This is a genomic window from Streptomyces sp. NPDC026659 (assembly GCF_040638245.1).
GTDB lineage: Bacteria > Actinomycetota > Actinomycetes > Streptomycetales > Streptomycetaceae > Streptomyces.
The window spans coordinates 804,922-818,352 of sequence record NZ_JBEZXY010000001.1 but is presented as its reverse complement, the minus strand read 5'-3'; the positions used below and the strand labels follow the sequence as shown (position 1 = coordinate 818,352).

The 13,431-nt window shown below is 73.1% G+C and carries 13 protein-coding genes; 3 read left to right on the top strand and 10 right to left on the bottom strand.

Annotation, left to right across the window (positions count from 1 at the left end; genetic code table 11):
* Positions 1–3 precede the first annotated feature (3 nt).
* On the top strand, positions 4–735 hold the full coding sequence (hemQ, locus tag AB0E91_RS03565; RefSeq protein WP_361774505.1) for a hydrogen peroxide-dependent heme synthase: 732 nt from the start codon (positions 4–6) through the stop codon (positions 733–735).
* Here the strand turns inward: hemQ and AB0E91_RS03560 are convergent.
* The 10 genes from AB0E91_RS03560 to zapE all read right to left on the bottom strand — a co-directional run bounded on the left by AB0E91_RS03560 (position 732) and on the right by zapE (position 11,914).
* Entirely contained in the window at positions 732–2,384 is a 1,653-nt protein-coding gene (locus tag AB0E91_RS03560) for an alpha/beta hydrolase (RefSeq protein ID WP_361774502.1), read from the bottom strand. The genes hemQ and AB0E91_RS03560 overlap by 4 nt on opposite strands.
* A 165-nt stretch (positions 2,385–2,549) precedes the next feature.
* Complete coding sequence (locus AB0E91_RS03555; RefSeq protein WP_361774499.1) at positions 2,550–3,371, bottom strand: TIGR04222 domain-containing membrane protein; 822 nt, start codon at positions 3,369–3,371, stop codon at positions 2,550–2,552.
* A 122-nt stretch (positions 3,372–3,493) separates the two neighbouring features.
* The gene (locus AB0E91_RS03550; protein ID WP_361774496.1) at positions 3,494–4,801 is read right to left on the bottom strand and encodes a DUF692 domain-containing protein; all 1,308 of its coding nucleotides are present in this window, start codon (positions 4,799–4,801) and stop codon (positions 3,494–3,496) included.
* 123 nt (positions 4,802–4,924) lie between these two features.
* Positions 4,925–5,650 carry a peptidyl-tRNA hydrolase gene (locus AB0E91_RS03545; protein WP_361774493.1) on the bottom strand — a complete coding sequence of 242 codons (726 nt, stop codon included), beginning with the start codon at positions 5,648–5,650 and terminating at the stop codon, positions 4,925–4,927.
* A 99-nt stretch (positions 5,651–5,749) separates the two neighbouring features.
* Entirely contained in the window at positions 5,750–6,613 is an 864-nt protein-coding gene (locus AB0E91_RS03540) for a polysaccharide deacetylase family protein (protein WP_361774490.1), read from the bottom strand.
* Between the two features lie 229 nt (positions 6,614–6,842).
* Positions 6,843–7,799 (bottom strand): slipin family protein, encoded by a 957-nt coding sequence (locus tag AB0E91_RS03535; RefSeq protein WP_361774487.1) that lies wholly within the window; start codon positions 7,797–7,799, stop codon positions 6,843–6,845.
* A 188-nt stretch (positions 7,800–7,987) separates the two neighbouring features.
* On the bottom strand, positions 7,988–9,520 hold the full coding sequence (locus AB0E91_RS03530; protein WP_361774484.1) for a SulP family inorganic anion transporter: 1,533 nt from the start codon (positions 9,518–9,520) through the stop codon (positions 7,988–7,990).
* Positions 9,517–10,095, bottom strand: a complete 579-nt coding sequence (locus AB0E91_RS03525) for a carbonic anhydrase (RefSeq protein ID WP_361115450.1) — start codon at positions 10,093–10,095, stop codon at positions 9,517–9,519. Before AB0E91_RS03525 ends, AB0E91_RS03530 begins: the two co-directional genes overlap by 4 nt.
* A 76-nt stretch (positions 10,096–10,171) precedes the next feature.
* Positions 10,172–10,567 (bottom strand): hypothetical protein, encoded by a 396-nt coding sequence (locus AB0E91_RS03520; RefSeq protein ID WP_361774481.1) that lies wholly within the window; start codon positions 10,565–10,567, stop codon positions 10,172–10,174.
* Positions 10,568–10,804: 237 nt separating this feature from the next.
* Positions 10,805–11,914 (bottom strand): cell division protein ZapE, encoded by a 1,110-nt coding sequence (zapE, locus tag AB0E91_RS03515; protein WP_361774478.1) that lies wholly within the window; start codon positions 11,912–11,914, stop codon positions 10,805–10,807.
* 36 nt (positions 11,915–11,950) lie between these two features.
* Here zapE and AB0E91_RS03510 point away from each other — a divergent pair, with 36 nt between their 5' ends.
* Positions 11,951–12,760, top strand: coding sequence for a pyrimidine reductase family protein (locus tag AB0E91_RS03510; protein ID WP_361774475.1), 810 nt, complete (start codon positions 11,951–11,953; stop codon positions 12,758–12,760).
* A gap of 167 nt (positions 12,761–12,927) precedes the next feature.
* A complete protein-coding gene (locus AB0E91_RS03505; RefSeq protein ID WP_161180799.1) occupies positions 12,928–13,401 on the top strand; it encodes an indole-3-glycerol phosphate synthase in 474 nt (157 codons plus the stop codon).
* Positions 13,402–13,431 lie beyond the last annotated feature (30 nt).

Here is a 13,431-nt window from a genome sequence, read left to right as displayed (position 1 = left end):
ACCATGAGTGACGACGCCCCCACCAACGAGCCGACCCGCATCCCGAACAAGGGCAAGCTGGCCAAGGACCTCAACGAGGTCATCCGTTACACCCTGTGGTCCGTCTTCAAGCTGAAGGACGTCCTGCCGGAGGACCGCGCGGGCTGGGCCGACGAGGTCCAGGAGCTGTTCGACCAGCTCGCCGCGAAGGACGTGACCGTCCGCGGCACCTACGACGTCTCCGGCCTGCGCGCGGATGCCGACCTGATGATCTGGTGGCACGCCGAGACCGCCGACCAGCTCCAGGAGGCGTACAACCTCTTCCGCCGCACCAGGCTGGGCCGCGCCCTGGAGCCGGTGTGGTCCAACATGGCGCTGCACCGCCCGGCGGAGTTCAACCGCTCGCACATCCCGGCGTTCCTCGCCGACGAGACGCCCCGCAACTACGTGAGCGTCTACCCCTTCGTGCGCTCCTACGACTGGTACCTGCTGCCCGACGAGGACCGCCGCCGCATGCTCGCCGACCACGGCAAGATGGCCCGCGGCTTCCCGGACGTGCGCGCCAACACGGTCGCCTCCTTCTCGCTGGGCGACTACGAGTGGATGCTCGCCTTCGAGGCCGACGAGCTGTACCGCATCGTCGACCTCATGCGTCACCTGCGCGGCTCCGAGGCCCGCAGGCACGTCCGCGAGGAGGTGCCCTTCTACACGGGGCGCCGCAAGTCGGTCGCGGACCTCGTCGCCGGGCTCGCCTAGCCCTTGCCCTTGAGGGTCTCCGTGATGGTGCCGCGTCCGGCCGGTTCGGCGGGGCGCGGCTCCGGGCGCGGGGCGCACGCGGCGCGCCCGCCCGGCAGGCGGCCCTCCAGGAGGTACGCGTCCACGTGGGCGTTGACGCAACTGTTCGGGCCGAGCCCGACCCCGTGCGTGCCCGCGCCCCGCTCGGTCACCAGCGTGGACCCGGCCAGCCGCCGCGCCATCTCCAGCGCCCCGGCGTACGGCGCGGCCGCGTCCCGCTCGGCGGCGAGGATCAGCACCGGCGGGGTCGCGCCCCGGGAGGTCCGTACGTCCAGCGGCCGCTGACGGGGCACCGGCCAGTAGGCGCACGGCAGGTTCGCCCAGACGTTGTCCCAGGTCTCGAAGGGGGCCACGCGGGCGAGCCGGGTGTTGTCGCGGTCCCAGACCGCGAAGTCCGCCGGCCAGGGGGCGTCGTTGCACTCGACGGCGGAGTAGACCGCGCTGCCGTTCTCGGCCTCCTTCGCCGTCTCCGGGCTCGGCGCGGCCAGCCTGACCAGCGGTTTGGCGTCGCCCTTGAGATAGGCGGAGAGTGCCTCGGCCCGGCTCGGCCAGTAGTCGTCGTAGTACCCGGCCATCAGGAACGTGTTCTGCAACTGGCCGGGACCGACCGTGCCGCCCGCCGGTGAGACGGCCAGCTTCGCGCTCGCGGTGTCGTACGCGCGCTGGACGGCCGCCGCCGTGCCGCCGAGGCCGTACACGTCGTCGTGCCGGGCTACCCAGGCGCGGAAGTCGGTCCAGCGGCGCTCGAACGCGGCCGACTGGTCGAGGTTGGCGCGGTACCAGACCTTCGCCGGGGCGGGGTTCACCGCCGAGTCCAGCACCATGCGTCGTACGTGCGCGGGGAACAGGGCGGCGTAGAGGGCGCCGAGGTAGGTGCCGTACGACGCGCCCATGAAGGTCAGCCTCGGCTCGCCGAGGGCGGCGCGCAGGACGTCCAAGTCGCGTGCGTTGTTGAGGGAGTTGAAGAAGCGCAGCCCGTTGCCCGAGCGCTGCGCGCAGCCGCGTGCGTACGCCTTCGCCCGCGCGATCCGCTCCCGTTTGTACGCCGCGGAGGGGTGGACGGGGGCCGGGCTCGGCGCCTTGTAGAACTGCTCGGGCTTCACACAGGACAGCGGGGCCGAGGGGGCCACACCGCGCGGGGCGTAGCCGACCAGGTCGTAGGCGGCGGCGATCCGCTTCCACTCGGGGACGACGCCGATCACCGGGAAGGCGAGGCCGGAGGCGCCGGGGCCGCCCGGGTTGTAGACGAGGGCGCCCTGCCGGGGGACGCGGCGCTTGCTGTTCCTCGGGTCGCGCTGGGTGGCGGGCATACGGCTGACCGCGAGGGTGAGGTGCTTGCCGTCGGGGTGCGCGTAGTCGAGCGGGACACTGACCGTGCCGCAGCGCATGCCGTCGGGCGCCTCCTGCTCGGCGGGGCAGGCGCCGAAGCGGATACCGGCGGCCTTGGCGCGGGCGGCGGCGACGGCGACTCCGCGCGATTCGGCGGAGGTGGGGGAGGTGGGGGAGGCGGCACTCCCGACGGGCCCGGCGGGGGTGCCGCCCGCCGGAGCCGTGGCCAGCCCGGCCAGCAGCAAGGACCCGGCGGCCGAGTACAGGGCGGCAGCTCTCATCGCGTATCCCTCCGGTGCGCGGCGGCCACGGCGCGGCTGCTGCGGCTCGGCGGCGACAGAAGGGATGTTTCGGACGGCGGTCGGTGAAGGCAAGCACCGTTCAGGTGGTGTCGGTGTCAGTGCTCCCTGTGCGCCCCCGGAGCCGCCGCCTTCGGGGGCACGCCGTCACTCCCGCCAGGGCTGGTCGCGGTGGTTGAAGGCGGCGCGCAGCTCCGGCTCGGCCAGGGCGCGGATGCCGCGCGTGGCGAGGGAGGTGAGGAAGCCCGACTCGTTGCCGTCCCGGTCCGCGCTGTCGCCGAAGTCGTCGTCGGCGTCCCGGTCCCGGCGTGCCGTCAGCGTGCCGAGCAGCAACTGTCCGGCCGGGGAGGCCCAGCGGGTGTACGGGCGCAGTTCGAAGTGGGCGATGACCAGGAAGCCCAGTGTCAGCACCAGGGGCAGCAGGAACCACAGGCCGACCATCAGGAACGGCAGTTCGGTGTCGGAGGGCAGCAACAGAGCGGTCGTGGCCAGGACGAGTACGGCCGGCGCGGCGGCGCGCACCAGGCGGACCGCGGAGGCGACGTCGGTGCCCGATCCGGCCGGGACGGCGAGCCCCGCGCGCTCCAGCCGGTCGCCCAGGTGCCGTATGGCCTCGCTGCGGGCGGCGGCGGTCCGTACGGGGGCGATCCGGGACTGCCCCTCGGGGCCGATCGCGGCTATGACGAATCGTTCCATCTCGTCGCGGCCGCGCGGGTTCACCACCGTGGCCCAGCCGGTGTGCGCGAGCAGCAGCCTGCGCTGCCGGGCCATGCGCACCATGGCCAGGTCCGCGACGCGCGCGGGGCCGCCGGAGAGGAACGCGGCCTCGTACAGCGTCAGATCATGGCGGTCGTCCGCCGTCGCGGCGGCGCGCTCGGCGGTCCCCGCGCGTCCGGCGGCCAGGCACAGCCTGGTACACGCGAAACCGGCGAAACCCCAGGCCAGGAGCAGGAGAAGGACCCAGAACATGGAGTGTTTCTATGCCAGTACGCAGGGTAAACGCCATGGCTTGTTCAGTATCTGGGACAGAGTGTTAGCGGTATGTGACGTTCCGTTTTTCCCGCAGGTCAGCGGCGAGGTGCCAGCGGGTGTCAGCGTCCCGGGAGTGCCCCGAGAGTGCGCCGCAGCAGCCGGGCCGCGCCGCCCCGGGGTGCCGGACCGACGCGGTCCAGCCACCAGGCGCGCAGTCGGCGCCGGGCGCGGGCGTCCGCCGGGTGACCGGTCTTCAGCAGCTGGCCTGCGAAGTCCAGCGCGTCCTGGCGGTAGCCGCCGCGCATCGGCCGTGAGCGTGCGTAGCCGAGGAACGCCTCCCGGTATCCCTCCCCGAGGATCTCCGGCAGCTCCGGCGCCACCTTCGCCACCACCGACGCCCGCTTCGCGGCGAGCGCCCGCGCCTGCACCCCCATCCGCGCCCGGTCGAACCCCTCAGGCGCGGGTGTGCCCGCCACCAGCGCGGAGAGTACGGCGGCCTGGGCGACGCCGAGACGCTGACGGGCCTCGGGGCGGGCGAGTACGGCCACGCTGCGGCGGGGGTCGCCCCCCGCGGTGGGCGCGGTCCGGTGCCGGGACGTCCGGTCGGCGTCCGCCACGGTGGCCCTGATCCGGTCCAACTCCCGCTCCAGCTCGGCCGGTTCGGGGAAGTTGTCGTCCCGCTCAAGGAGTACGCCGGGCGGTGCGACCCGGGCGGCGAGGTCGGTGAGGATGTCGAGCACCGCCTCCGGCACGGGGTGCGCGTGGCTGTCGTGCCAGACGCCGTCGCGCTCGTAGCCGCCCGCGACATGGACGTACGCGACGGCCTCCACGGGGAGTTCCGCGAGCGCCCGCGCCGGGTCCTCGCCCCGGTTGACGTGGTTGGTGTGGAGGTTGGCCACGTCGACGAGCAGCCGTACGCCGGTCCGCTCGGCCAGCTCGTACAGGAACTGCCCCTCGGTCAGCTCCTCGCCGGGCCAGGAGAAGAGCGCGGCGATGTTCTCCACGGCCAGCGGGACCGGGAGCGCGTCCTGGGCGATGCGGACGTTCTCGCAGAGCACGTCGAGGGCGTCGCGGGTACGCGGCACCGGCAGCAGATGTCCGGCCTCCAACGACGGGGACGCGGTGAGCGGGCCGCCCGCCCGGACGAACGCGATGTGCTCGGTGACCAGCGGCGCCCCCAGCGCCTCCACCCGCTCCGCGAGCGCCGCGAGCCGACCCGCGTCGGGCCGCTCCGCACCGCCAAGACCGAGCGAGACACCGTGCGGGATCACGGTCACCCCGCGCTCGCGCAGCCGCACCAGTTGCTCCGGGAGGTGGCCGGGGCAGACGTTCTCCGCCACGACCTCCACCCAGTCGACGCCCGGCATCGCGGCCACGGCATCCGCGATCTCCGGCCGCCAGCCGATCCCCGTACCCAGTCGTCGCATGGCGCTGTCCCCCCGTCCCGCTCCGGCAGTCATCTCCGGATGACGGGGGTATGGCCCGGGCGCGCGGCCCCGAATCCCGCGCCGGCCGCCTTCAGAGGAACATTTGAGGTTCCGGGTGCCGGGTCAGCGCAGCGCGGGGTGGTCGGCGATCACCGTCGCCGAGCCCGGGGCGATTTCCGTGAAGCCCGCGTCGCGGACCAACGGCAGTTCGCTGCCGGACAGTTGGTGCCAGCGGGCGGGGTCGGCGGTGCGTACCGCCAGCGGGAAACCGGCCGCGTGCCAGGCGGCGCGGGCCGCGTCCGGCAGGGCCCACCAGGCGAGTTGGGCGCCGTGGCCGGCCTGGGCCATCGCCTTGCCCGCGGACATCTTGAGGTCCGGGTTCAGCCAGAGGACAGGCAGCGTGGGGTCGGGGGTGGCGGGGGGTTCCGGGTCGTCCAGTTCGGTGCCGGAGACCTGGAGCTTGACCAGGTCCTTGGGCCAGCCGTCCAGCGGGACGGGCGGGAAGACCCGCACCTCGGCCGAGGTGCCGGTCACCGTGATCCCGTCCAGGGTCCCGGCGCGCCGCCACTCGGCACCGCGCGCCCGCCGGACGACCTTGCGGATGCGGGCGTCCTCCCAGTTCCGTACGGCGTCGGCCCACTCCCCGTCACCGGCCGACCGCTCGTCGGCGAGCAGCAGGAGCACGGCGCGCGCGGCGGTCTCCAGGACGTCGGTGCGGGCGGGCGGGGCGTCGCGCTCGATGCGTACGACGAGGGGCAGCACGAACTGGGGCGCCTCGTCGCGGGCGTTGCGCTCGTCGTGGAAGGGGCTGGTCTGGCTGGTCGCGGGGACTGCGGGATCTTCACTCACGGGAGCCAACCCTACGAGCCGCCGTCCGGCGCCGGGCGGGACGGTCCGCCACGGCCCGGCGCCGGACGGCGGCTCGGGGTCCGTGTGACGCCGGGACGGTCAGCGGTGGCCCGCCGTCGCGCCGATCAGCTGGGAGACCTTCACGAAGGTGTAGCCCTGCTTGCGCAGCTCCGGCACCACCGCGCGTACGACCCGCTCGGTCGTCGGCGCCGCGCTGCGGGTGCAGTGCATGACGACCACCGAACCGGGCTTCACCCCGTCGAGCACCTGCCGTACGACCGCGTCGGCGTCGGTGGCGAACGCGTCGCCGCTCACCACGTCCCACTGGACGGCGGTGACCCCGGTGGCGTTGAGCGTGCGCAGCACCCGGTTGTCGTAACAGCCGCCCGGGAAGCGGAAGTACGGCATCGGGTTCGGCACGCCCGCCTTGCGTAGTGACGTGTACGTGCGGTCGACCTCCGTGCGGATCTCGTCCGGCGCGATGGTCGGCAGCCCGTAGCAGCCGGCGGTGAACGCGTAGTGGCTGTAGGAGTGGTTGGCCACCTCGAAGTTCGGGTCCTGACCGAGGGAGCGGGCCTCGTCGGGGTACGTCTCGGCCCACTTGCCGGTCATGAACACGGTCGCCGGGACCTTCAGCGAGCGCAGGGCGGAGATGAGCCCGGGGTTGTCGAAGCGCTCCCCGGCGGCCGCGCGCGGCCCCTCGTCGGCGGTCATGTCGGCGTCGAAGGTCAGCGCGACGGTCTTGCCCCGGTCACGCGGCCCGTGCGCGAACACCGGCGTCAGACCGCCCGGACCCGGGGCCATGACCGGGGGACGCGTACTGGAGGGAGACGGGGACGGGGAGGACGAATGCGGCTGGGCGGGGGCCGGTCGTGCGGTGCCGGACGTACCCGCGCCACCACAGGCGGCGAGGGTCGCGCCGAGGACGCAGACGGCGGTGATACGGCGTGCGTGTGCAATCACCGTATGAAAGTAGGACCGTATGGAGACCTGTCCGGCCAACCACCTGCCGACGCGACGGCACGGTCACCCGCCCGGCGGGGTGGGGCGTCGTCCCCGGTGTGGATGGCGTCCTCCCGGTGCGGCCGGGTCGGCATGGAACAGGCCGGAACAGGCCGGAGCGGGCCAGGCAGCGGCCGGGTTGGCGCGGACCAGGGGCAGGACGGGGTCGGCGCGGGCGTCTGCGGCGCGCTCAGGCCCGCTCGGGCGGGGCCGTCGCCGGGTCCGCGGCCGGGCCGAGGCCGAGGACGGGGTCGGTCAGGGGAATCGCTTCGACGGCCTCGGCGGCTTCGATCGCCTCGGCGGCGTCGACCGGCTCCGCAGCCTCGCTCGGCTGCGGCTGCCGCTGCTTCGCCGCCGTCCTGTCCCCGTTGTCCGACGGAGTCGCCTGGCGGTTGCCGCGTTCCAGGAAGTGGAGGAGCTCCACCGGGATGGGCAGCACCAGGGTGGAGTTCTTCTCGGCGGAGACGGCCATGACCGTCTGGAGGAGGCGGAGCTGGAGCGCCGCCGGGGTGTCGGCCATCTGCTGGGCCGCCTGGGCGAGCTTCTTGGACGCCTGGAACTCGGCGTCGGCGTTGATGATGCGGGCCCGGCGCTCCCGGTCCGCCTCGGCCTGGCGGGCCATGGACCGCTTCATGGTGTCGGGCAGCGACACGTCCTTGATCTCCACCCGGTCGATCTGGACGCCCCAGCCCACGGCCGGACTGTCGATCATCAGCTCCAGGCCCTCGTTGAGTTTCTCCCGGTTGGAGAGCAGGTCGTCCAGGTCGCTCTTTCCGATGATCGACCGCAGCGAGGTCTGCGCCATCTGCGAGACCGCGAACCGGTAGTCCTCCACCTTGACCAGCGCGCTCGCCGCGTCCACCACCCGGAAGTAGACGACCGCGTCCACCCGTACGGTCACGTTGTCGCGCGTGATGCCCTCCTGGGCGGGGATCGGCATCGTCACGATCTGCATATTGATCTTGTGCAGCCTGTCGACGACCGGGATCACCAGGGTCAGGCCCGGCGGCCGCGGTTCGCCCGTGAGCCGCCCCAGGCGGAACAGGACACCCCGTTCGTACTGCTTGACGACGCGTGCTGCCGCGGCCAGGTACACCAGAGAGGCGCCACCGGCCACCGCCACGGCCGCCACCAGCTCGGCAAGCATGGTGTCCCCCTTCCCCGAGGGTTACCCGAGAGTCGGATCTGTCCGCTGATGCCACGATATGCCCGGGTCGGTGCCGGAGGCCACGATCCCGGCGACGGGGTGCGAACCCGGTGGGGAATGGGGAGGGGCCGGGATGCCCAAGCGCACCCCGGCCCCCATGGCCGGCCGGGTCGTCGCCCGGCCGGGGCTCAGCCCGCCGTCGTCGTACCGGCCCGCTCGCCCGGTCGTACCGGTGACGTCATCCGCACCGGTTCCGTGCCGTCCGCGCTGTGCCGCTCCGCCCAGTTCTCCAGGGCGCTGCGGCAGGCGTGGTCCAGGTGGAGCAGGCCCGACAGGTCCAGCCGGATCGGCCGGTCCTGGGGGAGCGCCTCCAGGCTGTCCAGTATTTTCGGCAGCCGCAGGAAGGTCGCGTTGCCCGACAGATACGCGTCCACCGGACCCGCGCCCTTGTCCACGACCGTCAGCCGGATGTGCGAGGCCTCCCAGGCCGCCTTGACGACCGCCAGCGCGAGACCGACGAGCACGCCCTCGAACATGCCCACCGCCACGATCGACACCGCCGTGACGGCGAGGACCAGCGCCTCGCCCCGGTGCTCGCGCCACAGCGTGGCCAGCCGCCGCAGCGGCACCAGCTTGGCGCCGGAGTAGATCAGGACGCCCGCGAGCGCCGGGATCGGGATGTGCTCCAGCACGCCCGGCAGCAGCGCGGCGAACAGCAGCAGCCAGACGCCGTGCGCGACCCGGGACAGCTTCGTACGGGCACCGGCCTGGACGTTGGCCGCGCTGCGCACGATCACCGCGGTCATCGGCAGGGCGCCGAGCACCCCGCACACCGCGTTGCCCGTGCCCTGGGCGATCAGCTCCTTGTCGTAGGAGGTGCGCGGCCCGTCGTGCAGCCGGTCCACGGCCGCCGCGCTGAACAGGGACTCGGCGGACGCGATCAGCGTGAACGCGACGATCGTGCCGATCACCGCCGGATGCCACAGCTCGCCGAAGGCGCTCAGGGGCGGCGGCTGGAGCGCGTCCATGAGCCCGCTCACCCGCACGGTGGCCACCGGCAGGCCCAGCACCGGCACGGCCAGCATGGCGAGCCCGACGGCCGCGAGCGGACCGGGCAGCGTGCGCACCCGGGCGGGCAGGTGCTTCCAGAACACCAGGACCGCGATCGTGCCCGCGCACAGTCCGAGCGAGGCCAGCGCCTGGCCGTCGCCCAGCGCGGAGCCCAGCCCCGACGGCAGCCCGGCCATCTTGGCGATGCCGGAGTCGGGCGCCTTGGCCGCCATGGCCGGGTACAGCTGTCCGGCCACGAGCACCAGACCGATTCCGGCCAGCATCCCCTCGACGACCGAGAGCGAGATCGCCCGGAAGTACCGGCCGAGCCGCAGCGAGCCCATGAGCACCTGGAGCAGGCCGGTGACCAGCACGAGCACGCCCAGCATGGGCAGCCCGTGCTCCTGGACCGCCTCGAAGACGAGCACGGTCAGTCCGGCGGCGGGCCCGGACACCTGGAGGCTGCTGCCGCGCATCATCCCGGTGACCAGACCGCCCACGATGCCGGTGACCAGCCCCAGTTCGGCCGGGACTCCGGAGGCGACGGCCACGCCCACGCACAGTGGGAGCGCGACCAGGAAGACGACGAGGGACGCGGTGAGGTCCTGCCGCAGATGCGGATGACGGGCTATGAGACCGGCGGGACCGCGCCGGTCCGCGGGCGCGCTCACAGGGCCTCGAAGGTGTCGGTCCGCGGACGGTGCGAACGGACGGCGCCGGTGTGCACCTCGTAGTACCAGCCGTGCAGGCCGAGCACGCCCTGCGCGACGCGCCGCTCCACGCACGGGTACGAGCGCAGCCGCAGCAGCTGGGTGAGCACATGGCTCTGGACACCCTCGGCGACCTCGGGGTCCTCGGCCGCGCCGGCCGGGCGCGGGGTCGCGTGCGCCAGCCAGTCGCGCACGGCGGGTACGGCGTCCAGGTCGTCGCCGCGCACCAGCGCGCCGACGGCGCCGCAGTGCGAGTGTCCGCAGACGACGATGTCGCGGACGCCCAGCACCTCCACGGCGTACTCGATGGTGGCGGCCTCGCCGGTCGGCCGCTCGGAGGCGTACGGCGGGACGATGTTGCCCGCGGTGCGCAGCTCGAAGAGCTCGCCGGGGCGGGCGCCCGTGATCAGGGCCGGGACGACCCGGGAGTCGGAGCAGGTGATGAACAGGACCTGGGGGGACTGACCCTCGGCGAGCCTGGCGAACTCCTCAGGGCGCTGACCGAAGGTGCGGGCGTTGTCGATGAGGGGCTGCATGTGTGTGGACTCCTCCTGGCGCGCCTCATGGCGCGTCGGTCTTGCACGACGTACGTGGGGGGAGGCGAGCCCGCTCTCAGCAGCGGAAGACCTGAAGCACTGCCGGTGAACGGACTCCGGAGGATCTCGGGACACGGGGGTGCGGGGAACCGGCCACGGGCGGCGCCGGGACGGCCGCTCGCCGGATGATGAGGGGGCGCTCGGGACCGTCCCCGGATGCCGCGCCGCGCCGCTTGTCGCGGGTGTGCGGGGCGCTGTGGGGTGCCCGGGAGCGGCCGGGTTCATGGATCGTCTCCCCGTCGGCCGCCGCCGCGGGCTGCAGGGCGAGCGCGATGCCGGGGGCGTCGTTGGCCTGGGTCTCACCGAGCGTATGCGCGGGTGCGAAGGTTCCCGTGGGTGCGAAGAGCTGGAGGGCGAGCAGCGCGGCGGCGAGCAGAGCGAGGACGGAACGGGCCTTCGTACACCGGGACATGCGCACCCCCCTGCGGAAACCCGCGTCTCTCGCACGCACCAAACGTTGGTCAATGGATGGTCAAGAAATACGTTAACCCGGCGAGGGGCTTTGCAGGGTTAACGGCGGGTTACACGCGCAAAAGAGCGTGAAAAGAGCGGGTCGGGTGGCCGGAACCGGCCCCTGACCCGCTCTTTTGGTGATCGGATGTCAGTCGGACGATCTGTCAGTCCGCTGAGCTGTGAATATGTTGAGTTGTCAGTCGGTCGGGTCGGCGACCAGACCCTTCGCGTCGCGGGCGAGCGCGGTGAGACGGGAGATCGCGCGGAAGTACTTCTTGCGGTAGCCGCCCTTCAGCATCTCCTCGCTGAACAGCCGGTCGAAGGGCAGACCCGAGGCCAGGACCGGGACCTCGCGGTCGTAGAGCCGGTCGGCCAGGACGACGAGACGCAGCGCGGTCGACTGGTCGGGTATGGGCTGCACATCCGTCAGGCACACCGCGCGCAGGCCGTCGGTCAGCGCGCCGTAGCGGCTCGGGTGCACCTTGGCCAGGTGGTCGAGGAGCTGCGGGAAGGCGTCCAGCGAAGCACCCTCGGTGCGCTGCGCCGTCCGGGTGACCTGCTCGTCGGTGAACGGCGCGGGCGCCTCGGGCAGACCCCGGTGGCGGTAGTCCTCGCCGTCGATGCGCAGGGCGCGGAAGTGGGCGGACAGACCCTGGATCTCGCGCAGGAAGTCGGCCGCCGCGAAGCGGCCCTCGCCGAGCTTGCCGGGCAGCGTGTTGGAGGTGGCGGCGAGTGCCACGCCCGATTCGACCAGCTTGCCGAGCAGGCTGGAGACCAGCACGGTGTCGCCCGGGTCGTCGAGCTCGAACTCGTCGATGCACAGTAGGGCGTGGCCGGACAGCGTCCGCACCGTCTGCTGGAAGCCGAGGGCGCCGACCAGGTTGGTCAGCTCCACGAAGGTGCCGAACGCCTTGCGGGAGGGCTCGGCGGGGGTGGCGTGCCAGAGGGAGGCGAGGAGGTGGGTCTTGCCGACGCCGTAGCCGCCGTCGAGGTACACCCCGCGCGGTCCCGCCGGGGTCTTGGGGGCCTTGGCCCGGCCGAAGCCGAGGAAGCCGCGCTTGGCGGTGGAGGCGTGCACACCGCCGAGCCCGGTCGCGAAGGTCTCCAGCACATGGACGGCGTCCGTCTGGCTGGGCTGGTTCGGGTCCGGGATGTACGTGGCGAAGCGCACCGAGTCGAAGCGGGGCGGCGGCACCATCTCCGCGACCAGGCGGTCGGCGGGGACATGCGGCTCGCGCGCGCACAGGGACAGCGGGGCCGCGCCGGTCAGCTTGCCGGAACCGGAGGCGGTGGTGGAGGACGACACGATTACCCATGCTAAGCGTCATGTCAGACTGCACGAATGCGACGCCTGTTCCCTGTGACCCACGAAACAGCAGCCCAGGCCCCTGACGAGGGCGGCGCGGCGCCTGCGGGCTCCGGTGGTGAGTGGCCGCTCGCGGAGCTGGCCGCGGCGTATGCCTATCCGGCGCCGGACCCCGCCGCGCCCCGCCCGTACCTGCGGGCGAACATGGTCTCCACGCTCGACGGCGCCGCCCAGCACGACGGGCACTCCCACCCCATCTCCTGCCCCGCCGACATGCGGATCTTCGGCACGCTGCGGGCGCTCGCGGACGTGGTGCTGGTGGGTGCGGAGACGGTACGGCAGGAGGGGTACCGGCCCGCCCGCGCGCGGGCCGAGTTCGCCGCCGCGCGGGAGGCGGCGGGGCAGGGTCCGGCACCGGCGATCGCGATCGTCACCGCCGCTCTCGACCTCGACTTCTCGCTGCCGCTGTTCACCTCGCCCCTGGTGCCGACGGTGCTGCTCACCGGCGCCGACGCGCCCGCCGACCGGGTGCGCGCCGCCGAGCGGGCGGGGGCGCGGGTGGTCGTCGCGGGCGAGGGGCGCCGTGTCGAGCCCGCCCGCGCCGTGCAGGCGCTCGCCGGGCTCGGCTACACCCGGCAGCTCACCGAGGGCGGGCCGCGGCTGCTCGGCCAGCTGGTGGCGGCGGACGTGCTGGACGAGATGTGCCTGACGCTCGCGCCGATGCTCGCGGCGGGGGACGCGCAGCGCATCGCGGGGGGTCCGTCGGTCGCGGTCCCGCACCGGTTCGGGCTGGTGTCCTTGCTGGAGGAGGACGGATTTCTGTTCGGGCGTTACCGCCGACCCTGAAAACGGCGGCGCTGAAACAGCGGAATCTACCGTTCCGTTTAGCTTCCGGCGGGCACACTTAGTGCGGCACTACCCGTGCGATCACGGGGCAGGATGGTTTCCGCAGGCCCTTTCGGGCCCACGGTGGACAGAGGGTCGGCAGATCCTCGAAGGAGAAGAGGCGCCTGGTGTTCACAAGCGTTCTGATGATCGAGAAGGCCCTGACGTCGGCCGACGTCGAGTTCGTCACCACCCTGCACGGGGATGAGCCGGTCTTCTTCCATGTGCTGCTCCAGCCGCGCGGCGATCAGGCGGACCGTTTGCTGCGGGCCATCGACGACATCGCGCTCGGCGAGATCGACGAGGCCGTCCACGAGCGCGAGACGCCCGAGGGCGCGGACGCGCGCGACGTGGGGGAGCAGGCGCTCGACGTCTCCGTCCGCGCGCTGCGCGCCGCCGGCAGCCAGGCCGAGGGCCGCCTGGTCGAGAACCACCCCCTCGACGCCCTCAAGTCTCTGGTCGAAGAGGTCCACGCCGACGAGGTCATCGTCCTCACCGACCCTCACTACGTCGAGGAGTTCTTCCACCGCGACTGGGCGTCCCGGGCGCGGCACAAGGTGGGGGTGCCGGTGCTGAAGCTGTTCTCGCACAGCAAGGCGTGAGCGCTCCGCCGGGTTCGGCGGGGTGTTGTG